At 43.2% G+C, this 23,464-nt stretch carries 20 protein-coding genes and 1 other annotated feature; of the genes, 13 read left to right on the forward strand and 7 right to left on the reverse strand.

Features of this window, described 5'->3' with window-relative positions; translation table 11 throughout:
* The first annotated feature begins 186 nt into the window (after positions 1–186).
* The 6 genes from murC (at position 187) to ccpA (ending at position 5,859) form a co-directional block, all read left to right on the forward strand.
* Positions 187–1,491, forward strand: coding sequence for a UDP-N-acetylmuramate--L-alanine ligase (gene murC, locus MWM02_RS03715; RefSeq protein ID WP_244402972.1), 1,305 nt, complete (start codon positions 187–189; stop codon positions 1,489–1,491).
* A gap of 243 nt (positions 1,492–1,734) precedes the next feature.
* Positions 1,735–2,154, forward strand: coding sequence for a DUF948 domain-containing protein (locus tag MWM02_RS03720; protein WP_064549528.1), 420 nt, complete (start codon positions 1,735–1,737; stop codon positions 2,152–2,154).
* A 15-nt stretch (positions 2,155–2,169) separates the two neighbouring features.
* A complete protein-coding gene (locus MWM02_RS03725; protein WP_244402973.1) occupies positions 2,170–2,553 on the forward strand; it encodes a YtxH domain-containing protein in 384 nt (127 codons plus the stop codon).
* A gap of 5 nt (positions 2,554–2,558) precedes the next feature.
* Positions 2,559–2,894, forward strand: a complete 336-nt coding sequence (ytxJ, locus tag MWM02_RS03730; RefSeq protein WP_064549530.1) for a bacillithiol system redox-active protein YtxJ — start codon at positions 2,559–2,561, stop codon at positions 2,892–2,894.
* A gap of 534 nt (positions 2,895–3,428) precedes the next feature.
* Positions 3,429–4,511 carry a bifunctional 3-deoxy-7-phosphoheptulonate synthase/chorismate mutase gene (locus tag MWM02_RS03735; protein WP_244402974.1) on the forward strand — a complete coding sequence of 361 codons (1,083 nt, stop codon included), beginning with the start codon at positions 3,429–3,431 and terminating at the stop codon, positions 4,509–4,511.
* A 352-nt stretch (positions 4,512–4,863) separates the two neighbouring features.
* Positions 4,864–5,859 (forward strand): catabolite control protein A, encoded by a 996-nt coding sequence (ccpA, locus tag MWM02_RS03740; RefSeq protein WP_064549532.1) that lies wholly within the window; start codon positions 4,864–4,866, stop codon positions 5,857–5,859.
* A gap of 71 nt (positions 5,860–5,930) precedes the next feature.
* On the opposite strand, the gene MWM02_RS03745 is transcribed toward ccpA, so the two are convergent.
* The 3 genes from MWM02_RS03745 to MWM02_RS03755 are packed head-to-tail and all read right to left on the reverse strand — an operon-like array spanning position 5,931 to position 8,456.
* A complete protein-coding gene (locus tag MWM02_RS03745) occupies positions 5,931–7,148 on the reverse strand; it encodes an acetoin utilization protein AcuC (RefSeq protein ID WP_064549533.1) in 1,218 nt (405 codons plus the stop codon).
* Positions 7,145–7,789, reverse strand: a complete 645-nt coding sequence (locus MWM02_RS03750) for an acetoin utilization AcuB family protein (RefSeq protein ID WP_244402975.1) — start codon at positions 7,787–7,789, stop codon at positions 7,145–7,147. Before MWM02_RS03750 ends, MWM02_RS03745 begins: the two co-directional genes overlap by 4 nt.
* Positions 7,790–7,823: 34 nt before the next feature.
* Positions 7,824–8,456, reverse strand: a complete 633-nt coding sequence (locus MWM02_RS03755) for a GNAT family N-acetyltransferase (RefSeq protein WP_064549535.1) — start codon at positions 8,454–8,456, stop codon at positions 7,824–7,826.
* Between the two features lie 165 nt (positions 8,457–8,621).
* Here MWM02_RS03755 and acsA point away from each other — a divergent pair, with 165 nt between their 5' ends.
* Positions 8,622–10,337 carry an acetate--CoA ligase gene (gene acsA / locus MWM02_RS03760; protein WP_244402976.1) on the forward strand — a complete coding sequence of 572 codons (1,716 nt, stop codon included), beginning with the start codon at positions 8,622–8,624 and terminating at the stop codon, positions 10,335–10,337.
* A gap of 90 nt (positions 10,338–10,427) precedes the next feature.
* On the opposite strand, the gene MWM02_RS03765 is transcribed toward acsA, so the two are convergent.
* A complete protein-coding gene (locus MWM02_RS03765; RefSeq protein ID WP_244402977.1) occupies positions 10,428–12,671 on the reverse strand; it encodes a transglycosylase domain-containing protein in 2,244 nt (747 codons plus the stop codon).
* A 159-nt stretch (positions 12,672–12,830) separates the two neighbouring features.
* Positions 12,831–13,051, forward strand: a binding site (T-box leader).
* Between the two features lie 49 nt (positions 13,052–13,100).
* Here MWM02_RS03765 and tyrS point away from each other — a divergent pair.
* Positions 13,101–14,360: a tyrosine--tRNA ligase gene (gene tyrS / locus MWM02_RS03770; RefSeq protein WP_064549538.1), complete on the forward strand. Its 1,260-nt coding sequence runs from the start codon at positions 13,101–13,103 to the stop codon at positions 14,358–14,360.
* Positions 14,361–14,504: 144 nt separating this feature from the next.
* Here tyrS and rpsD read toward each other — a convergent pair whose 3' ends face one another.
* Positions 14,505–15,107 (reverse strand): 30S ribosomal protein S4, encoded by a 603-nt coding sequence (gene rpsD / locus MWM02_RS03775; RefSeq protein ID WP_003248604.1) that lies wholly within the window; start codon positions 15,105–15,107, stop codon positions 14,505–14,507.
* Positions 15,108–15,446: 339 nt separating this feature from the next.
* On the opposite strand from rpsD, the gene MWM02_RS03780 reads away from it, so the two are divergent.
* A complete protein-coding gene (locus MWM02_RS03780) occupies positions 15,447–17,324 on the forward strand; it encodes a sensor domain-containing diguanylate cyclase (protein ID WP_064549539.1) in 1,878 nt (625 codons plus the stop codon).
* 45 nt (positions 17,325–17,369) lie between these two features.
* Here the strand turns inward: MWM02_RS03780 and MWM02_RS03785 are convergent, their stop codons facing one another.
* Positions 17,370–17,849, reverse strand: coding sequence for a GAF domain-containing protein (locus MWM02_RS03785; RefSeq protein ID WP_064549540.1), 480 nt, complete (start codon positions 17,847–17,849; stop codon positions 17,370–17,372).
* 60 nt (positions 17,850–17,909) lie between these two features.
* Positions 17,910–18,713: a histidinol-phosphatase HisJ gene (hisJ, locus tag MWM02_RS03790; protein WP_244402978.1), complete on the reverse strand. Its 804-nt coding sequence runs from the start codon at positions 18,711–18,713 to the stop codon at positions 17,910–17,912.
* A 195-nt stretch (positions 18,714–18,908) separates the two neighbouring features.
* Between hisJ and ezrA the strand changes: the two genes are divergently transcribed.
* The 4 genes from ezrA (at position 18,909) to MWM02_RS03810 (ending at position 23,419) form a co-directional block, all read left to right on the forward strand.
* Positions 18,909–20,612, forward strand: coding sequence for a septation ring formation regulator EzrA (gene ezrA / locus MWM02_RS03795; RefSeq protein ID WP_244402979.1), 1,704 nt, complete (start codon positions 18,909–18,911; stop codon positions 20,610–20,612).
* 163 nt (positions 20,613–20,775) lie between these two features.
* Entirely contained in the window at positions 20,776–21,918 is a 1,143-nt protein-coding gene (locus MWM02_RS03800; protein ID WP_064549543.1) for a cysteine desulfurase family protein, read from the forward strand.
* 5 nt (positions 21,919–21,923) lie between these two features.
* Complete coding sequence (gene thiI / locus MWM02_RS03805) at positions 21,924–23,129, forward strand: tRNA uracil 4-sulfurtransferase ThiI (RefSeq protein ID WP_244402980.1); 1,206 nt, start codon at positions 21,924–21,926, stop codon at positions 23,127–23,129.
* 80 nt (positions 23,130–23,209) lie between these two features.
* Positions 23,210–23,419: an alpha/beta-type small acid-soluble spore protein gene (locus MWM02_RS03810; RefSeq protein WP_064549545.1), complete on the forward strand. Its 210-nt coding sequence runs from the start codon at positions 23,210–23,212 to the stop codon at positions 23,417–23,419.
* The last annotated feature ends 45 nt before the right edge of the window (positions 23,420–23,464 follow it).

Consider the following 23,464-nt stretch of genomic DNA (forward strand, 5'->3'; position numbering starts at 1 on the left):
GGTAGGGGAAGCTGATAGGGGGATTGCCCCGTCAGTTTTCTTTTTTGATGCATTCATAGTTTTTCGGAGAAAACAGTGTTATAATGATAAAATGTGAGAATACATATCGTAAAATGAAGTAGATGGCAAAACTAGATAAACGTCATATACTGTCTTACAGATAGACGATCGTTGGAGGGCTTCGTTATGACTGTTTACCATTTTGTTGGCATTAAAGGAACAGGAATGAGCGCATTGGCGCAAGTTCTTCATGATATGAACTATACGGTCCAAGGTTCAGATGTTGAGAAGCGTTTTTTTACACAAAAAGCATTAGAGGAGCGAGGGATTCCCATTTTGCCCTTTAACAAAGAAAATATTAAACCGGGTTATACGGTGATCGCTGGCAACGCTTTTCCTGATACACACGAGGAAATACAAGCTGCTTATGAATTAGGGGTTCCTGTGATCCGGTACCATCGCTTTTTAGGGGAATTTTTACAAAAATTTACAAGCATTGCGGTGGCAGGATCGCACGGAAAAACGTCGACGACTGGCTTGCTTGCCCATGTGATGCAAGGGGCGCATTCCACATCGTATTTAATTGGTGACGGAACAGGAAAAGGAATAGAAGGAAGCAAATATTTCGTATTTGAGGCATGTGAATATCGCCGCCATTTCTTATCCTATTTCCCAGATTATGCAATCATGACAAACATTGATTTTGACCATCCTGATTATTTTGCTAATATCGACGATGTGTTTTCTGCGTTTCAAGAAATGGCGTTGCAAGTGAAAAAAGGGATTATCGCTTGCGGAGACGATGAATATTTACAAAAAATCAAAGCGAAAGTGCCAGTGCTGTTTTACGGATTTGGCGATGATAATGATTTCCAAGCGCGTAACGTGGTGAAAACAACAGAAGGAACATCGTTTGACGTGTTTGTTCGCAATACGTTTTTCGCTTCATTTGAAATTCCGCGCTTTGGCGACCATAACGTATTAAATGCGCTTGCCGTTATCGCGCTTTGTCATTATGAAGAAGTCGATGTCCACATTATTCAAGAACGGTTAAAAACGTTCCAAGGTGTGAAACGCCGTTTTAGTGAAAAAATGCTTGGCAATCAAATTTTGATTGATGACTATGCCCATCATCCGCGGGAAATTATTGCAACGATTGATGCGGCGAGACAGAAATATCCGGGACGCGAAATTGTTGCGATTTTTCAGCCGCATACGTATACGCGAACGCAAGCGTTTTTGCGAGAATTTGCCGAAAGCTTGCAGCAAGCTGACCAAGTGTATTTATGTGATATATTTGGCTCTGCTCGCGAGCATCACGGCAAATTATCGATTCAAGATTTACAAGCGCAAATTCCGAATTCCCGGCTTATTCAAGAAGATGATACATCCGTGTTAAAGCGGCATGAAAACGCGGTATTAATTTTTATGGGCGCAGGAGATATCCAAAAGTTTCAAGAAGCGTATGAGCGGACGGTTCGTTCGGTATAGCAAAGAAAAGAAAAAACGAGCTAGGCATCGATTCGCCTGCTCGTTTTTTCTCAACATTGCCGGATTTAGCGGTTTGCACTAATAGTTAGCGAAATGGCATACGCGCGTATGATTAAAATGGTGAGAACGGCTCCATCGCGTTCCTAACAATTGTATGGATTTCTCTGCGGGTATCCTTGCAGGAATTTGTCGAATAGACGTCGAACGTTTGAAAAAGAGGAATACTAGCAAGGAGGAAACCAAGTGAAAATTATCTTATACGCCAGCATCGCATTAATTGCCGTTTCTTTTTTCATATTGGTCGTCTATATTGCAAGAACGCTAGCGGCATTGCAGGAAACGATTCGCCGTGTGACGGCGGCCATCGACCATATGGATAAAGAAGTGCAAAGCATTGCCGCTGAAACGACGCAGCTGTTGAAAAAAACGAACGCGCTTGCCGACGGTGTGCAAAAAAAAGTGGAAGGATTGAATTCGCTCGTCCACGCTGTAAGCGATGTCAGTTCTACCGTCCAATCGTTTAACCGTTCGCTGCAGCAAATTTCTGCGTCTGTGACAAAGCAAGTAGAGACACATCAAGAAAAAGTTGTAAAAGTAATGCAATGGGGAAATGCTTTGATGGAAATATGGGAAAAATGGAAGGAAAGAAGACAAAAAAGATGAAGGAGGTTATGTTGGATGGCAAAAAATAATGGTGGCTTTTTGCTAGGGGCGATTGTCGGTGGGGTTGCTGGCGCAGTGGCAGCACTGCTGTTGACGAGCGAGAAAGGCAAACGATGGATTGCGGAAATGAATGAGACAGGAAAATTGGAGCCGGTGAAAACAACGGCGACGGAATGGTTAGAAATAGCTAAAGAAAAAACGAAAGAAGTAACGAAATTTATTCCAATTGGAAAAGCGGATCAACAGCGCTTTTCTTCTGAGTCGGAAACGCCGTCCATTTCAACTTCAATGTCGCCGGGTGAGGCGAATAAAGAAAATATCGAAAAACTGCTGAAAGAAGCAGAAGAAGCGTTCGATGATGCGGAGCAAAAACTGCAAAGACAAAATGAAACGGAGTGATCAAAGTGGGAAAGCAGAAACTGGAGACAGTTGAACAGTTTCAAAAAGCGTTAAAAGAGGGGGAGCGGTTTTTATTCATCAAACACAGTCTTACATGCCCAATTAGCCAAGCGGCGTTTCAAGAATATGAAAAGTTTGTAGCCGACTATCCGGAAGTGGATACATATTATTTGTTTGTGCAAGAAGCGCGTCCACTTTCGAATTATATTGCCGAAACGTTTGGCGTGAAACATGAATCGCCGCAGGCCCTTTTGTTTGAAAATGGGGCTGTCACATGGCACGCGTCGCATTGGAATATTACGTATGATGCCTTGAAAAAGCATATCGTTCAAGCACCGTAAGAACGAGCTTTTCGTGTGGCGGATGCTCCGACCAATGAAACGGAGAGAGCGATGATGCTAGGAATATGGTGAATAGCGGCTGGCGTCAGCGCGTTGCTGCTTTTATTTCCCGAACTATTTGAGCATTGGAAAGAATGGAAGCAGCATAAACTGTTGCTTGAAGCGGCAAATATTCTTACTGGTCCGGCAACAGGGATTATACGGCGTTTGCATGCCTTGCGCTTTTAGCCATTATTGCTTTGCATGCGCGTGCATGGATAAGCCGATGGCCAAAAAAAGCATGAACCGTCAGAAGGTTCATGCTTTTTTATTGCTCCTTTTTGTTATTCGTTTATTTCGGCGCTTTTTCCCGCAAAATACTTTATCACTTAAAAGCGTTTAATAAATAAAGCAATTTTTGGTGACAATCTTCTTTATTTCTATTATAATAATGACTAATTAAAAAATAAGTAGCCACAAGTCCGTGACTCGAGTCATTTGGATGAGCTGGGAAATGCCTTTGAATCAAACTGTATGAAAGAAAGGATGAGGAGCATGAGCAACGAGAGATTAGATGAGCTACGAGCAAAGGTGGATGAAATTAACTTACAAATTTTGAAATTAATCAATGAACGAGGACGACTTGTTCAAGAAATTGGAAAGATCAAGGAAGCGCAAGGAACGCACCGTTACGATCCTGTACGTGAGCGAAAAATGCTCGATTTAATTTCCGAGTATAACGACGGGCCGTTTGAAACGTCGACATTGCAACATATCTTTAAAGAAATTTTTAAAGCTGGCCTTGAACTGCAAGAAGATGATCACCGTAAAGCATTGCTTGTATCACGCAAAAAACATCCGGAAAATACGATTGTCGATGTAAAAGGAGAAAAAATTGGTGACGGCAACCAATATTTTGTAATGGGTCCGTGCGCGGTTGAAAGCTATGAACAAGTCGCGGCGGTTGCGGCAGCTGTCAAAAAACAGGGGTTAAAGCTTCTTCGCGGCGGTGCGTACAAGCCGAGAACATCGCCATACGATTTCCAAGGATTAGGAGTTGAAGGGTTAAAAATTTTAAAACGAATTGCCGATGAGTTTGATTTGGCGGTGATTAGCGAAATTGTCACCCCTGCGGATATTGAAATAGCGCTAGACTATATTGATGTGATTCAAATTGGCGCGCGCAACATGCAAAACTTTGAGCTTTTGAAAGCGGCGGGCCAAGTGAACAAGCCGATTTTGTTAAAGCGCGGGCTAGCAGCAACGATCGAAGAATTTATTAACGCGGCAGAATACATTATGTCGCAAGGAAACGGTCAAATTATTCTTTGTGAACGCGGCATTCGCACGTATGAGCGCGCGACAAGAAATACGCTCGATATTTCTGCGGTGCCAATTTTAAAGAAAGAAACGCACTTGCCTGTGCTTGTTGACGTCACTCACTCAACAGGACGACGCGATTTATTGATTCCTTGCGCGAAAGCAGCGTTGGCGATCGGAGCGGATGGAGTAATGGCGGAAGTGCATCCGGATCCAGCGGTTGCGTTGTCAGATTCGGCGCAGCAAATGGATATTGCTCAATTCAATGAATTTATGGAAGAGATAAGATCGTTCCAGCGGCAAATGGTAAAAGCGTAACGGAATAAACGCTCCCCCTTTTGGCGATTCGCTGAAGGGGGGATTTTCTGTTTGCTGTCGTTCGCGTGATGTTTTTTTCGATCGCTTCGCACAAGCAACGGCTGAAATCTTTATTTTTCTGCATCGCTATGTGACATATGATGGGAATGGTTATCATTGTGTCAAGGATGGGTATAATATACATAGAAAGCCGCCGGTATTAGTGAATTGTTTGTGAAAACATTTGCAAAATAGTTGCTAACTCGTTGCGATTCAGCCATAATGTATCGTATGATATTTCTACATAAACGATTATTTGCTGTTATGAAAATAACAATCGATGTTTATTTATAAAAAAAGAGGAGTGAAATCAATGAACGTAACCATTTACGACGTGGCGCGAGAGGCGAACGTGTCGATGGCCACTGTCTCTCGTGTTGTGAACGGAAATCCAAATGTGAAGCCATCAACAAGAAAAAAAGTGCTGGAAGCGATTGAGCGTCTAGGTTACCGGCCAAATGCGGTTGCACGGGGACTTGCCAGCAAAAAAACAACGACCGTCGGGGTCATTATTCCTGATATTTCTAACATCTTTTTTGCGGAACTGGCGCGTGGAATTGAAGATATTGCTACGATGTACAAATACAATATCATTTTAAGCAACTCTGACCAAAATAAAGAAAAAGAATTGCATTTGCTCAATACGATGCTTGCTAAACAAGTGGACGGCATTTTGTTTATGGGTGGGAACATTACCGAAGAGCATGTAAGCGAGTTTCAAAAATCACCTGTGCCAATCGTATTGGCTGCAACGATTGAACCGAATAACGCCATTCCATCGGTGAACATCGATTACGAACAAGCAGCGTTTGAGGCGGTTGCTTATCTTTTGGAAAAAGGAAATAAACGGGTCGCGTACGTGACCGGACCGACGAATGACCCAATCAACCAAAAGAAACTGGCAGGATATCGCCGCGCTTTGGAAACGCACGGATTAACGTATGAGGAAGAGCTTGTTATCGAAGGAGACAATTCATACGATTCCGGTATTGAGGCATATGAAAAAATAGCAGAGTTAGCTGAAAAGCCAACCGCTGTTTTTGCCGGAACGGACGAGATGGCGCTTGGCGTTATCCACAGCGCGCAAGACCATGGCGTTCGCATTCCTGATCAATTAGAAGTAATCGGCTTTGACAACACACGGCTTGCAACGATGGTCCGCCCTCGTTTGACAACCGTGATGCAGCCGATGTATGATATCGGTGCGGTTGCGATGCGCTTATTGACCAAGTATATGAATAAAGAAAACGTCGAAAACCATATTGTTGTTTTACCGCATCGCATTGAATATCGCGAATCAACGAAATAACGAACGGAAAAGGGCTAACCGTTTCGGTAAGCCCCTTTTCGTTTTTCATCCAATTCGTAGGATAGCGCCTCCTATTTTTTTGAGCATTGATTATTTTTTAGAGGATGGTTGGATTGGTATCCATTTGTTTGTTGCCGTTGGCTGCGAATCAAATATAATGCTTTTTCGGTGGTTTGCGCATTTTTTTCGGTAATTTCCGCTTTGCGAGGAATCGGCGGATATAGCGATTCCGGATCGTCCCATTCCCGCGGCAGCGGAACTGGGGAAAGCGTTTGCCATTTTTTTAGCCATGATTCTGGCAAATCGCCGGAAATGTTCGATTGTTCTGTCATTTCTAACCAAATAAACGCCCATGCTCGCGGAACGACACGCCAAATATCGTAACCCCCACCACCAACCGCAATCCAGCGCCCGTCGCAATATTCGTGAGCGATTTGATGGGCAAGCTTTGGAATTTCCCGATATGCTTTCATTGTTAGGGACAAATGAGTAAGCGGATCGTAATAATGAGCGTCCGCTCCGTTTTGCGTCAAAATCACATCAGGGCGGAAAAAGTCGGCAATTTCCCGAAATGCTTGTGTGTAAGCATCAAGCCAAGATTCATCTTCCGTAAACGCATCGACAGGAATGTTAAAGGAATAGCCGTATCCCGCTCCGTGTCCGCGTTCGTTAATGTTTCCTGTTCCTGGGAATAGGTAGCGGCCTGTTTCGTGAATGGAAAAGGTGCATACGTTTGGATCATCATAAAATGCCCATTGGACGCCGTCTCCGTGATGGGCATCCGTGTCAACATAAAGAACGCGAAGCCCGTATTTTTCTTGAATGTATTTAATGGCGACAGCGCTGTCATTGTAAACGCAAAAACCGGATGCTTTGCCGCGAAAACCGTGGTGAAGCCCGCCGCCCAAACTTAATGCATGTTTTGCTTTTCCGGATAATACGTAATCAACGGCGGTTAATGTGCTTCCTACCAACAATGCGCTTGCTTCATGCATATTTGGAAAAATTGGCGTATCTTCCGTCCCTAGTCCGTAGTTTAAGGCTGTATGCTCAGGCAGCTGTCCTTTTCCGGCCGCTTTGACTGCTTCAATATATGTTAGATCATGAATCAAGGAGAGTTCTTCATCTGTTGCGATTCTAGGTTTGATGATTTGCTCATCTTCCAATGCGTTCATCGCGCGCAATAAATCGTACGTCAGCTTGACACGAAGCTGGTTAAACGGGTGCGCGTCATGAAATTTATATTGAAGGAAATCTTCGCTGTAAATAAATACGCAATCTTTTTTCATGACGAAACCCCCGGCAAATTTGGCCATAACACGATATAGCCAGCATTTTTTAAATCGTTGATGATTCCGATCGGATTCATTGTTTGCACGCGAAACACAAGAATTTGGTAGTTTTCGTCTTTATCCGGATATAAAAGAACGCTGGAAATATTCGTATTTCTTTTGGCGATAATAGCGGCTGCTTTGCTAAGCATCCCGCTTTCATTTGGAACTTTTATTTCGATTTGCGTTCCTGGCTGATGCGCACCAGTCAGCTGGATGAGCGTATATAATAAATCCGTCTCCGTCACGATGCCGACAAGTTTGCGATCTTTTACAATAGGCAAACAGCTAATTTTATGTTCATAAAACAGTGTCGCCACTTCCTCAACGAAATCAAGCGGATGCCCAACGATTACATCTGTCTTCATAATCGTGCTGATCGGTTTTTGAAAATCTGCGAGGTGTTCATAAATTTGAAAGATAGAAGGGCTTACATCACGGATGTCGCGATCTGTCACAATGCCGACGACGCAATTTTCGCCATCAACAATCGGAATATGGCGAATGCGGCGTTGTCGCACTAACTGGATCGCTTCTGCAATCGTGTTTGTCGGTTGCAGCGTAATGACGGGTGTTTTCATGATTTGCTCGACGAGCATTTCTTTTCACCTCTTTATTGTCCAGAAGGATGTTTTAATACATGTGCCGATTCATGAAGCGAAGGCGGTCAAATTTTTGGATGGATTCTTGATCGACCCGTTTACCGATGCGGACCATTAAGCAGTTAGCTGGATGAGAACAAATTTCGGGGTCATCTGTTGCATACCAAACGAGCCCGCCAGCGTTCATCATTTTTTCCATTACTTTTCTGTATTCCCATACGTTTAATCCTGTTCCTTTTAAATCCCAATGCCAGTAATATTCTGTTGTAATAATAATGTAATCTTCCATAGCATCATCCATCATTGATACGATCAGCAAATTTTTTCCCACACCATAGCCGCGAAACTCCGGAATGACTTCAATCGCGCCTAATTCAATTAAATTTTCCATGTTTCCTTCCGACCATCGTTCAAGCGGATCAGGATAAAGAAACGTGACATAACCGACGATCGTCTGATGATGGCGGGCGATGATGATTCTTCCTTCCGGCAGTTTGGCAATTTCAATTAACGCTTGATGCTGTTGCGGTGGCTGGCGGAATGATGTCAAATCGTGGTGGAATTCGTAGCTTGCTAGTTTTTCCGCGGATACCGGGCCTTCAATAATCAGCGTTCCCTTCGGGGTCTTTAATTCTTTCGCGTTATATGTTTTTTTATGTTCCATTAGGTCACCACCTGGGGAATTTCTTCTTCTGTTCTCATTATACATGAAAAAATATAATAAAGAGATTTGAAAAAAATTTAATAGTTAAATTTTTAAAAAATTGAGAATTTATAAGATATATACTATAATAGAATTGTAAACACTTACATAAGGGGGATTCGGAGAATGAAGACAGAAGTGCTACCGGTCGTACAAGGGAACTATAACTTAAAAAATTATGAAGAAGCATATAAAAATTTTGATTGGAAGGAAGTAGAAAGGGAATTTTCCTGGTTTGAAACAGGCCGGGTCAATATGGCATATGAAGCGATCGACCGCCATGCGGAAACGTTCCGAAAAAATAAAGTGGCGCTTTATTACCGCGATGCGTCGAGAAATGAGAAGTATACGTTTAAAGAAATGAAAGAAATGTCCAACAAAGTTGCAAACGTATTAAAACAGGTGGCAGAGATCGAAAAAGGGGACCGCGTATTTGTTTTTATGCCACGCTCGCCGGAATTGTATTTTGCGGTATTAGGAATCATTAAAACGGGAGCGATTGCCGGACCGCTGTTTGAAGCGTTTATGGAAGGAGCGGTGCGCGACCGTCTTGAGGATAGCGGAGCGAAGGCGATCGTAACGACGCCGGAACTTTTGCCGCGGGTGCCAGTAAACGATCTGCCTGCGCTGAAGTATGTTTTTCTTGTCGGGGACAACGTCGTCGAAGAAGGTCCGTATATTGACTTAAAGAAACGAATGAACGAAGCAAGCAAGCATTTCGACATTGAATGGGTTGATCGCCAAGACGGGCTTATTTTGCACTATACATCCGGTTCCACAGGAAAGCCAAAAGGGGTTTTACATGTTCATAACGCGATGATTCAACACTATCAAACGGCAAAATGGGTGCTTGATTTAAAAGAAGATGATATTTATTGGTGCACAGCTGATCCGGGTTGGGTGACGGGAACGTCATATGGCATTTTCGGCCCGTGGCTGTGCGGGGCTTCCAACGTCATCGTCGGAGGGCGTTTTAGCCCAGATGCGTGGTACCAAACGATTCAAGATTTTGGCGTGACTGTCTGGTATAGCGCCCCAACGGCGTTTCGCATGCTGATGGGCGCCGGCGACGAAATTGTGAAAAAATACGATTTAAGCTCGCTCCGTCATATTCTTAGCGTGGGAGAACCATTGAATCCAGAAGTTATTCGCTGGGGGATGAAAGTGTTCCAGCGCCGCATTCACGACACATGGTGGATGACGGAAACAGGAGCTCATCTCATTTGTAACTATCCTTGTATGGAAATCAAACCTGGTTCGATGGGAAAACCGATTCCTGGCGTAAAAGCGGCCATCATTGATGATCAAGGAAACGAGCTGCCGCCATACCGGATGGGGAACTTGGCGATCAAAAAAGGCTGGCCGTCGATGATGAAAATGATTTGGAACAATCCGCAAAAATATGAATCGTATTTCATCGGCGATTGGTACGTTTCCGGCGATTCCGCTTATATGGACGAAGACGGATATTTCTGGTTCCAAGGCCGCGTCGATGACGTTATTAATACGTCTGGAGAACGCGTCGGCCCGTTTGAAGTCGAAAGCAAGCTAGTCGAACACCCGGCGGTTGCTGAAGCAGGTGTCATCGGCAAACCGGATCCGGTGCGCGGGGAAATTATTAAAGCGTTTATTTCGCTTCGGGAAGGATATGAACCGTCAGAGGAATTGAAAGAAGACATCCGCCAGTTTGTCAAAAAAGGATTAGCGGCACACGCAGCGCCGCGGGAAATTGAATTCCGTGACAAACTTCCGAAAACGCGAAGCGGAAAAATCATGCGCCGCGTTCTAAAAGCGTGGGAACTCAATTTGCCGGCAGGGGATTTGTCGACAATGGAAGACTAGTCAAGAAAAAAGCTGATCGGTTCTCGATCAGCTTTTTTCTTAACGGTTTTTTGGAAAGCCGTCCCGTTTTTTCTTTTGCTGCTTTCGTTTTTATTGCTGCTTTGGAGCAAATTTTGCATTATACAGATCATAAATGGATCCAGCTTTTTGGCATACATTAGATGGAGCGCTCTCTGAGGCAGTACAATATGCGCGTCGGACGATGCCTCCTGGCATGTTGAACCGCGTTTTTGGAGCGATTAACTGCGGCTTTACGTCATAAGCTGCGTTCATTAGTTGCGCCCATAATAGCTGGGTTCGTTTGCTATAGGATAACCCTTTATATTTTTGCTGCAACGGTGCTGGGATATCATATCCCATCCAAACGCCAAATGTAACGTTCGGATTGGTCGCAACAAACCAAGAGTCTTTATTATCTTGCCCCGTTCCCGTTTTTCCGGCCCAATCTGCCTGAAATTTTAAATAAGCTGGAATAGAGGACGCTGTGCCATGCCGGATAACATCTCTCATCATATCAATCATTAAATACGATGTTTGTGGGGAAAAGACGGAAACAGGCTTATTTTTATGTTCATAAATGACTTGACCATCTTTCGATACGATTTTTTCAATTAAATACGCATCGATAAATGTTCCATAATTGGCGAACGTTGCATAGGCGTTTACATTTTCTTCGACGGTGACCCCTTTCGTTGTTCCGCCAATTGCCAAGGCAGCGTGTTTTTCTTCCTCTTTTGCGACGCTGGTGATCCCCATCTTTTCCAAATATGTGACTGGATGTTTATTCATGATTTGGACGTATGTGCGCACGGCCGGAATGTTGTATGAATATTGCAAGGCGTGGCGGGCAGAAACGAAACCGTGTGTTTTTCCGTCCGCATTTTTTGGAGTGTAATAGCCTTTATCTCCCTTAATTCGTAATTCTACATCTGGGATGATGGAACCGGGCTGAATAACGCCCATTTCCATGGCTGGCGCATATACTAATAGCGGTTTCATTGTAGAGCCGTTAGACCGATATGCTTGTGTCGCGTGATTGAGCTGCTGCCGCTCGTAGTTTCTTCCTCCAACAAAGCTGATGATTCTCCCTGTTTTGTTTTCAATGAGAATTGCGCCGACCTCGACAGGTTCCCGCTTCGCGACTGTTTTGCCCGTCTGTTTATCTTTTACGTATCGAATGACGTCATTGCCGTAGTATTGATAATTGGTGGCAACTTTTTGCATGCGGTCGTAAATATTTTTATCGATCGTTGTATAAATGTTATAGCCGTTCTGCCGTAGCTGTTTTTCCGCTATTGCTAAATAACGTTTGTAAAGAGACGGGGTTTGCAGCAACTGCTGTTGTTGATATCCGTCTTTTTCGGCTAAAACTTCGGCTAACGCTTTCGTCGCGCGTTTTTCGATTTCCATCGTTAGCCACGGATATTTTTTGAACGGCGATGGCTTTGGCGGCGCAAAATGTTTGGCGACATCATATTGCAGCGCCTCATGATATTGTTTTTCGGAAATATAGCCTGCCTGTTTCATGCGCTTTAATACCGTGTTCATGCGTTGCAGCGCTGGGGACAAGTCTTTTTTCACGTTTCCATCGCTTGTAAATGGCGTGTAAACGAAAGGGCTTTGCGGAAGGCCGGCTAAAAATGCCGCTTGGGCTAGGTTTAAATCTTTCGCGTTCACTCCGAAGACGCCTTGGGCTGCAGCTTGGATGCCGGCAATGTTGCGTCCAGATGAGTTTCTGCCGAACGGAACGACGTTTAAATATGCTTCTAAAATTTCCTTTTTACTAAAAAATTTTTCGAGGCGAAGCGCGAGTAAAATTTCTTTCGCTTTCCGCTCAAATGATACTTCGTTAGTTAATATTTGGTTTTTCACAAGCTGCTGTGTCAGCGTGCTGCCACCTGTCTGCGTTGCGGAGTTGGTAATTTCTTGAAACAAGGCCCGGATAATTGCTTTTGGAACGACACCGTGATGTTCGTAAAAGTATTCGTCTTCAGTTGCAATAATCGCTTGTATGACATAAGGGGATATATCTTCTAATTTTACTTCTTCCCGCTCTAGATCCGTACGAAAATTTCCAAGATAAACGTTGTTGGCAAAGTAAATATGGGTCGTTTCCTCATAGCGATAAACATCTTTTTTCATTTCCTGATACGAAGGAAGTGGCATATCTTTCACTAAAGAAGCAAAATATCCGGCGCCAAGGCCAATAGCAAAACAAACGGCGCACAGGGAGAAAATGAGAAACAGGAGGAAAAGATTCCAGCATACTTCATATGTAATGAGAAAATAACGCCATGCTTTCTTTAGGGAAAATGTTTGTTTTATATGCTCCATGAGCATTCCCCCTATACAGTAACAACAAATGAATATAAACACAGTATATCATATTTGTTGAGGAAGATTGCGTCTTAAATGTGAGAAAAAATTCTGTCTTATTCGGTTTGACAAATTGATGTGAGTATGATAAAACCATGTATATCAAAAACGACATATATAAATGCGATGACAGGAACGAGTAGTGTTTATCTCCCTGTTTTCAGAGAGCTAGTGGTCGGTGTGAACTAGCACATAGATAAACACGAATTACCTCCTCGAGCAGCTTTTGCGAACGGATGTCCAAGTAGCAAAAGACGGCATTTGCCGTTATCGAAATGAAGCGAGAAAGCGCTATGCTTTCTAAGTAGGGTGGTACCGCGATGTCAATCGTCCCTTCGGTTTAAGGGGCGTTTTTTTATGGAAAAAATAAAATGAGGAGTGGATCAAATGGACTTGCTGCAAGAGTTAGAATGGCGCGGATTAATTAACCAAGTCACAGATAGGGAGGGGCTTCAGAAATTACTAAATGAGGAAAAAGTAACGCTATATTCCGGGTTTGACCCAACGGCGGACAGCTTGCACATCGGGCATTTATTGCCGATTTTAACGCTGCGTCGCTTTCAACTGGCTGGCCATCGCCCGATTGCGCTTGTCGGTGGTGCGACCGGGTTAATCGGAGACCCAAGCGGAAAAAAAAGCGAGCGCACATTAAATCCAAAAGAAACGGTGCAGCAGTGGAGCGAACGCATTAAAGAACAATTGTCGAGATTTTTAGATTTTGATGCGAAAGACAACCCAGCGAAAATCGCCAACAACTATGACTGGATTGGATCTTTAGATGTTATTTCATTTTTGCGCGACGTTGGCAAACATTTCGGAATAAACTACATGCTTGCGAAAGAATCGGTGCAATCGCGCATCGAGACAGGCATTTCGTTTACGGAATTTAGCTATATGATTTTACAATCATTGGACTTCTTAAAGTTGTACCAAACCGAACAATGTCGTTTGCAAGTTGGCGGTAGCGACCAATGGGGAAATATCACAGCCGGATTAGAGTTAATTCGAAAAACGGAAGGAGATGCAAAAGCGTTCGGATTAACCGTTCCGCTTGTGACAAAAGCGGATGGAACAAAATTCGGGAAAACAGAGAGCGGAGCCGTTTGGCTTGATAAAGAAAAAACGTCTCCATATGAGTTTTATCAATTTTGGATTAACACAGACGACCGCGATGTCATTAAATATTTAAAATACTTTACGTTCTTATCAAAAGAAGAAATTGAGGAGTTGGAAAAACAATTGCAGAAAGCTCCGGAACAGCGGGCGGCGCAAAAAGCATTAGCGGAAGAAATGACAAAACTCGTTCATGGAGAAGATGCATTGAAGCAGGCTGTTCGCATTTCGGAGGCGCTTTTTAGCGGAAGCGTGTCACAATTGACCGGCGAAGAAATTGAACAAGGTTTTAAAGACGTTCCTTCTTTTGAATATGAAGGGGAGGAAGTTCCGCTAGTGGAACTCCTTGTCATGGCAAAGATCGTGCCATCGAAGCGGCAGGCGCGGGAGGATATTGCAAACGGAGCGATTTACATCAACGGAGAGCGCGTGCAAGACATCAATGCGACCATCACCAAAGCAAATCGCATCGAAGGGCGCTTTACCATCATTCGCCGCGGAAAGAAAAAGTATTATTTAATTCGCTATAAATAAAAAACCCGGGAAGACCGGGTTTTTTGTTTGGAGAAGAAGAGGAAATTTGATCGCGAAACAGAATAAAAATAGTGACGAAAATTCAGCGCCTAGGCCGTGCTATAAAAAAATCCCTCCAGAACCATATCTGAAGGGATGTGCGCGTTAACGAGAGTAGAACTCAACGATTAACGACTCATTGATTTCGGCAGGCAACTCGGAACGTTCAGGTAAACGAGTATACGTTCCTTCTAGTTTATCCGCATCCAATGTTAAATAATCTGGCACGAAGTTGTTTAATTCCAATGCTTCTTTAATAACTTGAAGGTTGCGTGATTTTTCGCGAACCGAAATCGTTTGGCCAGGTTTGACACGGTAAGACGGAATATTGACGCGGTTTCCGTCCACTAAAATATGGCCATGTGTTACAAGCTGGCGAGCTTGACGGCGAGTGCGCGCAAAGCCTAAACGATATACAAGGTTATCTAAACGGGATTCTAAAAGAATCATGAAGTTTTCCCCGTGTTTACCAGGCATTTTGCCGGCTTCCTCAAACGTTTTGCGGAATTGGCGCTCGTTTACGCCGTACATATGACGAAGTTTTTGTTTTTCTTGCAATTGCAGACCATATTCCGAAAGTTTTCTGCGCTGACCTGGACCGTGCTGACCCGGCGGATAAGGGCGCTTTTGCAGCTCTTTGCCTGTACCGCTTAAGGAAATCCCTAGGCGGCGAGAAATTTTCCACATTGGACCTGTATAACGAGCCATTTACTGCTCCTCCTTTTGCTTTTATTCGGGTAAAATAAAAGCAGACGTGCGTCAACAATTATGGCCATTTTGTTTTCATGTATCCTCGCTCTAGCAGCTAAGAGTTACACGATACACCTCATCAATATTCATATGAGGAACAAAATGAACCATAAAGGTGAGCACTAAGGCTGCTATATTTTACACAAAGGGTATTATATGACTTTTATAGGGCAAAGTCAATATTTTATTTTCCTTGTTTCCAAATAATATGATATAATACAAGATGTAATTTTTTGAAAAGTTTCGCATATACTCCATTCAACTTGAATGAGAACATCAGTTTAGGTGAAAAGGGCTATGAAATTGGAAGAGGAAAAATTATACAGGGCCTTTAAACAAAAGTTTTTTCATTGGTTTTTAAAATATGATGATTATGAAAATTTTTCGAATGTGATAGCGGAGTTGCTTCGATTACTTAAAGAAGAACTGATGTTGAAACAAGTCACTTTTTTTGTTTTTGATCCTTTGAATGAGGTGTTTTATCCAGAAGCAACGACGAATGAAGGAGAAAATGAATCACCCCTCCGTCACCCTGTTCCGCCTGGCGATATAGCTACAATGATGGACGACGAGCAACAAACGATACGAATTGATCAAGATGACAGGCACGCAACCGCCCGAATTTTCCTTCACTTTTCCGAAGAATCGTTCGGAATATTACAGCTTGTGTATGACGATCGTCATTTGTTCAGTGAGCAGCTGTTAAAGAATATCAAACATGATTTTTCAGAGCTTTTTCGGAAAATCAAAATGATTTCACAAGGGCTTAGTGACGAAAAACGCTATGAGCAGCTTCATCGGTTTGCCGCGAAAATTCACTCATCGATGAAAATTGATGACGTGTTGGAAGAAATTATTAACACTCTAAAGCAAGTATACCCGTCATTCACGTACTATTTGTTTTTATCGCACGATAATCAATATCACGAATATTTACCAATTAAAACGCTCGTTTTTGATGAAAGCGAAGAAAATATGGCAGCGATGCAAGCTTTTTTGACGGGAAGAATTCAATTGGAAGACTCGATTTCGCAGCGCCGTTCCATTTTATATGCGCCGATTAAAGGAGCGCAGGGAGTTTACGGCGTGATTGAGATTATAGCTCCCCACATTATGGAGTTTCCTAAGAAAGAAGTAAACTTTATCTCTTTGCTGGCTAATACGGCAGGAAGCGCGTTAGAAAACGCGAAGTTGTATGAGCAGTCTCGTCGGTTCGTTGCGGATTTGCAGCTGATTACTGAAACGATGCATCAATTGAATGCCAATTTGCGTCTTCAAGACGCGATCGAATTTATGGTAAAGCAAATTAAGCAATCGTTTTGCGCCGATGAAGTCGGTTTTTTCTGGTTTGAAGGGGGAAAGCGGAAACTGCTGCCCGGAAGCACGTCGTTTTTTCAATCTCGTCAATCGAAAAAGTATATTGAATTTGTGGAAAAGAAAATTAAAACGGAAAAAGACATCGCGTTTGTCGGAGATACAAGAATTCACGGTTCTCTTGCCGTTTTCGACTATCGCTCTTTAATGGCTGCTCCTATGGTGCAAAATGGAGAACTGAGAGGAGTTTCGATTGTTTTGCATCGGGAGCCATATCATTTTACGTTTGAAATGTTCAAACTACTTCAGTCGCTCATTCAACATTCCACCCTTGTGTTTACGAACGCAATGCTGAGGGAAGAGCTTGAAAAACTCGTTATTACGGATTATTTGACAAAGCTGTATTCCCGTCACTATTTAGATGAGCAAATAAAAAAATCAATGATTCATGACGCATTTGGAACGTTTATTTTAGTTGATATTGACAACTTTAAACAAGTAAATGATACATATGGCCATCAAATAGGAGATGATGTACTTGTCCAAGTTGCTAATATCATTCGCGATAATATTCGTGCTGATGACATTGGCGCCCGCTGGGGCGGAGAGGAGCTCGCGATTTACTTGCCGAAAGTCTCGTTAGCCGCGGGAATTTCGATTGCGCGCCGCCTTTCGGAAAAAGTGATGGAAGAAACGCACCCCCCTGTAACGATTTCATGCGGCATTTCGTATTGGAAAAAGAATCATTCTGAAGAAGCGAAAGATTTATTTAAACGAGCTGACGAGGCGCTTTATATGGCGAAAAGGGCAGGAAAGAATTGCATCTTTGTGAAAGACTATTCCCGTCAATATAAAGCATAAAAAGGAATCCGTTCATTCGGATTCCTTTCTTCTCGCACACGTCTGCTATAACGTCGCTACGATGGTGTCGACGAATTTCTCTAAATATTTTTGATCCGTTTCATCAAAGCGATTTTTGACAGGACTATCAATGTCTAGCACACCGATGACATTTCCGTCTTTCATCATTGGCACGACGATTTCTGACTGGGATGCGGCGTCACACGCGATATGGCCTGGGAAAAGGTGGACGTCGGGAACGATGATTGTTTTTTTGTTTTTGGCTGCGGTGCCACATACGCCTTTGCCAAATGGGATGCGTACACAGGCGGGAAGCCCTTGAAACGGTCCCAACACAAGCTCATCGTTTTCCGTTAAATAGAATCCAACCCAATTGATTTGTTCGAGAAACTGATTCAATAAAGCCGAAGCATTGGCTAAATTGGCGATGAAGCTTGATTCCCCTTCGATTAGCGCGCGCAGCTGTCGGATAACAAGTTCATAATTTTCTTCGCGCGTTCCATTATAAGCGACAGCATGGAACAATGTTGTTCTCGCCTCCTTTTGTTCATATGAAGATAATTTTATGGGGGCTATAGGAACTTGTCAAACGAAAAACGCTTCTTTTAGCATAACATCTGTGCCTTGGTGCAAATCGTTTGCGCAGTGTGCGTCTGAACCATATACAATACGGATGTTTCGTTTCATTGCCTCGCGGATCACCCACTTTGGGGGATACGGCTGCAAACAGAGCGGTTTAGAAACGCCAGCTCCATTATAGTCTAGCTCATAATTATATAGCTTCATCTCATCCAGAATGCGCAATAACGATTCTGTCATGGGAACAGGGCACGGAAAACGCTTTTGAAATTTATGAATGAGCGTAATATGGCCGATGCGTTTCGGTTTATACTGGCCAAGGTTTGCGCGAATCGATTGTAAAACTGCGTCGTAATAAGCTTTATACACGTTGTCGATCGAGCCAAACAATGTTACGATATCGGCGAACATTTCCGGGCTGTAATCGATGCAAACGTACTGCCCCTTACATGGAAGAAAATGCACGGATAAAATGCTGTCATCTAACAACGGTCCGACGTCTTCCAAAAGCCGTGCTGTTTTTTCTTCAAAACCGAGAATAAAATCGACTTCAAGGCCGATGTGAATAACAATGTCATGTTGATAGCGCGCTTTCAAATCGGTTAGCGCTTCTAGATATGAGTCGAGTTGTTCGTAGCGCATTGCGCTGTCTTTGTATGGCGTCGGATCGACAAACCCTTCCGGAAGAGGAGCGTGTTCTGTAAAAGAAATTTCCTTGTATCCAAGCATAATTGCCCGTTCTACATATTGTTCGAGCGAGTCGTTGCTTCCGTGTGGACAAAATGGTGTATGCACGTGGCCATCCCGCAAACCGCATCACTCCTTTTGCATGTGATAATAAGAAAATTGAAGATTTCTGTGAAAAAAATAAAAAATTTGGTCAAAAAACGTCGTTAACATGGTATCATAAAAACATTGAAAAAACATTATGTAAAATAAGATTGCCTTCTCGATGAACCTCATTTTTTATTGTGACTAACTCGGGTGCAAGGGGGCTATTTTTTGATGGAAATCGCAGTTATCGTGCTACTCCTTCTCGGCGGAGTAATAATATATAATCACGTATATCGAAAAAAAATGTATGGCGAAATTGATCGATTGGAAGCATGGAAAATTTCGATTATGAATCGGCCGGTGCCCGATGAGCTTTCGAAAGTAAAGCAATTGAATATGACGGGAGAAACGGAGCAATTGTTTGAAAAGTGGCGGCAAAAGTGGGACGACCTTGTGGCTGTTAAGTTGCCTAACGTTGAAGAAAAATTGTTCGATGTAGAAGAATTGATTGATAAATACCGTTATGCGAAAGCAAGAGCGATGTTGCGCGAAATTGACCAGCTATTGCGCCAAGCGGAAGGAGAAGTTCAGCTTATCATTGATGAAGTGCATGAATTGATCGGCAGCGAAGAGCAAAACCGTATGGAAATAGAAGAGTTAAGAACGACGTATCGCGATGCGAAAAAAACGCTCTTGGCTTATCGATACACGTTTGGAGTTGCAGCGGCAAAACTGGACGAAAAGTTGGAAGAGATGGAATCGAAATTTCAAGACTTTGAAAAATTAACCGCGTCAGGAAATTATTTAGCGGCGCGGGAAGTCGTTCTTTCGTTAAAAAAAGAGCTAAACGAAGTTACGATGATGATGAACGATATTCCAGAATTGTTGACAGAGTGTCAGACAACGATTCCGGCCCAGCTAGAAGAGCTTTTGGATGGGTATAGGGAAATGAAGCAGGAAGGCTACATTCTCGATCATTTGCAAATCGAGCGAGAAATAGCGGAAAAGCAGGAAAAAATGGAACAGTGTATGCAAATGATTCGTGATTTGCGAATAGAAGAAGCAAAACAAGGGGTTATCGAGATAAAAGAGGAAATTGATACGCTATACGATTTATTGGAAAAAGAAGTAACTTCCCATCACTATATAAAAACGGAAATGTCTCGTATCGCCGAAATGTTGAACGAGCTAAATGAAGAAGCGAAAGAAACAAGTGAAGAAACGTTGTTTGTGCAGCAAAGCTACCAGCTATCGACAAAAGATCTGGAAAAATATCGCAGCATTGAAAAACAAATTCATCAGTTAGTGAAGCGGTTTGAAATTATTCAAGCGCGCGTTTTAGAAGCGAAAACCGCTCATTCGCTGTTAAAAGAAGAATTGGAACAGTTGTTGACACAAATCGAAATGATGAAAGAGGAACATGAACAGTTTCGCGAGACACTGCAAACACTGCGAAAGGATGAGCTGGTTGCTCGCGAAAAGCTGGATGTGATGAAGAAGAAGTTGTCTGAGGCGCTGCGGCTTGTGCAAAAAAGCCGCCTGCCGGGGCTTCCGAAATCGTACGAGCTGCAATTGTCAGAAGCGAAAGATAGTTTAATGAAAGTCGCACTGCGTTTAGAGGAAAAGCCGCTCAATATGCCCGCTGTGAGTCAGGCGTTGGAGGAAGCGGAAACAGCTGTTCAGCGCGTATATGAGCGGACGGTAGCAATGATTGAACAAGCGTCGCTTGTCGAAAAAGTGATTCAATATGGAAACCGGTACCGTCGCCGTTATCCAAGCGTAAAAGAAGGATTGGAAGAAGCGGAGTTTCTGTTTCGCCATTACGATTACGAACAGGCGCTGGAGCAAGCGGTAGCAGCTTTGGAAAAAGTGGAACCTGGCGCGCTTCAACGCGTTCAACAAATTTTTCATGAAGAACGTTCCAAGGAAGAATAAACGATTCGCCAAACCGATAAATATCATTGGAATGATAGTAGATATTTATCGGTTTTTTTGCGAATAATGTAAATATAGTATGTTTCGGTTGATGTTCAGTTCATTTCTTTATTATTATATTTACTAGCGTATGACTTGTTAATATAATCGGAGGATGGACGCAATGATTTATTTAGATAACAGCGCAACAACAAAACCGTTTCCTGAAGTGGTCGATTCGTTTGTCACGGTGGCGACAAAATATTTTGGAAATCCGTCCTCTCTTCATGAATTAGGAATGAAAGCGGAGCGGCTGTTAACGCAAGCTCGTGAGCAAATTGCCGCAGCATTAGAGGTAAAACCGAATGAAATTATTTTTACATCCGGAGGAACGGAAGCAAATAATTTTGCGATAAAAGGAGTCGCGTTGCAGTATCGCCATCGCGGCAACCATATTATCACAACGGCGATTGAGCATCCGTCCGTATCAGAGCCTTGCCAACAATTGGAACAGTTAGGGTTTGAAGTGACATATTTACCGGTGAACGAAAACGGGATCGTTACCGTCGAGGAAGTAAAAAAGGCGCTGCGCGATGATACGATCCTTGTCTCGATCATGCACGTCAACAACGAAGTTGGCGCCATTCAGCCTGTAGAAGAGATCGGGGCGTTGCTAGCGCGCTATCCGAAAACAATTTTTCATGTCGATCGTGTGCAAGGGATTAGCAAAGTGCCGCTCGATATGAAAAAAGCGCATATTGATTTATGCACGATGTCGGCACATAAGTTTCATGGATTGCGCGGTGCGGGGATTTTATACGTTCGCCAAGGAGTCCAGCTTTCGCCGCTGCTCGCCGGTGGGGGACAGGAAATGCAGCTCCGTTCCGGGACCGAAAATGTTCCGGCGATTGTGGCGATGGCAAAAGCGTTGCGGATGTCACTGGAAAAATATGATCGACAAATCGATTATTTGCTTGAGGTCAAGCAAGCGTGGTTAAATGAATTAAAAGCGATTCCTTCTATTCAAATCAATACGCCGTTGGCGCATTCGGCGCCGCATATTATTAACTTTTCGCTAAATGGCATTAAACCGGAAGTATTTGTTCACGAGTTGGAAAAACGCGATATTTTTGTTTCTACTACATCGGCGTGTTCATCGAAAAAGAAGGCGCCAAGCAAAACATTGTTGGCGATGGGTGCGGACGATCAACGAGCGGAAAGCGGCATTCGCATCAGCCTTTCTTTTGAAAATACGCTCGAAGAAATCCCAACTGCCATCGCCGCAATGAAGGAGGCAATCGAAAAATTAAGAGAGGTAACGAGGTAAACACTATGAAGTATGACCGTATTTTAATTCGCTATGGAGAAATGACGACAAAAGGGAGAAATCGAAACTTGTTTGTTCGCCGTTTAAAAGATAATGTCGCCGAAAAACTTCAGGCGTTTCCAAATATTAAAATTGAATATATGCGTGACCGCATGTACATTTTACTAAACGGGGAACCGCATGAACCGATCATTGACAAATTAAAAACGGTATTTGGCATCCATTCATTTAGTTTGGCGATGAAGTGCAATAATGAATTAAATGAAATAAAAGAAACCGCATTGGCGGCTGTCAAACAGCTTCCTTATAAAGGGAAAACGTTTAAAGTAAGCGCACGGAGAGTGGATAAGCAATTCCCGTATGGAAGCAACGCGTTGAATCATGAAATTGGCGCTCATATTTTGCGAAATACAGATGGATTGACAGTAAATGTACACGAACCTGATATCAACGTCCGCGTGGAAGTTCGCAGAGATGGTACGTACGTAACATGTCGCGATATTCCGGGCCCCGGCGGGTTGCCGGTGGGAACGAGCGGCAAAGCGATGCTCATGCTTTCTGGTGGAATCGACAGTCCTGTTGCTGGGTATTTGGCGATGAAACGCGGATTGGAGATAGAAGCGGTTCACTTTTTCAGCCCTCCGTTTACAAGCGAACGGGCGAAACAGAAAGTAATTGATTTAGTGAAAAAATTAACCACATACGGAGGAACAATAAAGCTCCACATTGTGCCTTTTACGGAAGTGCAGCAAGCGATCTATAAACAAGTGCCAAATGAATACTCGCTTATTTCGACGAGAAGAGCGATGTTGAAAATCACCGACGCGTTGCGCCAGCGTCACCGCGCGCTTGCGATTGTGACAGGGGAAAGCCTTGGTCAAGTTGCCAGTCAAACGCTAGAAAGCATGTTTGTCATTAATGATGTTACAACAACACCGATTTTGCGGCCGCTTGTGTCGATGGATAAAACAGAAATTATCGAGATCGCTAAGAAAATCGATACGCACGATATTTCGATTTTGCCGTATGAAGATTGCTGCACCATTTTTACGCCAAGATCACCAAAAACGAAACCAAAGAAAGAAAAAGTGGTTCATTATGAAAGTTTTGTCGATTTGCAGCCATTAATAGAAAAGGCGGTGGCGAATACGGAAACGATGGTGATCGATGAAAACTTTGCGGCGGAAGATGAGTTTGAACAGTTATTCTAAATCTCAAAATTTACCAAAATCATAAATGCATGAAGCCATATGTTTTCACGCATTCTATAGATACAAGGAGGTGAAAACATATGGCACGTAACAACAATTCGAATCAATTGATTGTTCCGGGAGCACAACAAGCCCTTGAACAAATGAAATACGAAATTGCTCAAGAATTTGGTGTAAAATTAGGCGCTGACACTACTTCTCGCGCTAACGGTTCTGTTGGTGGAGAGATTACAAAACGCCTTGTTGCTATGGCGCAACAACAATTAGGCGGTACACAACAAACATTTTAATTGAATATATATGGCTGCGGAGGCGGGATTTTCCCGCCTTTTATT

Source organism: Parageobacillus sp. KH3-4, assembly GCF_022846435.1.
GTDB classification, from domain to species: Bacteria; Bacillota; Bacilli; order Bacillales; family Anoxybacillaceae; genus Parageobacillus; species Parageobacillus thermoglucosidasius_A.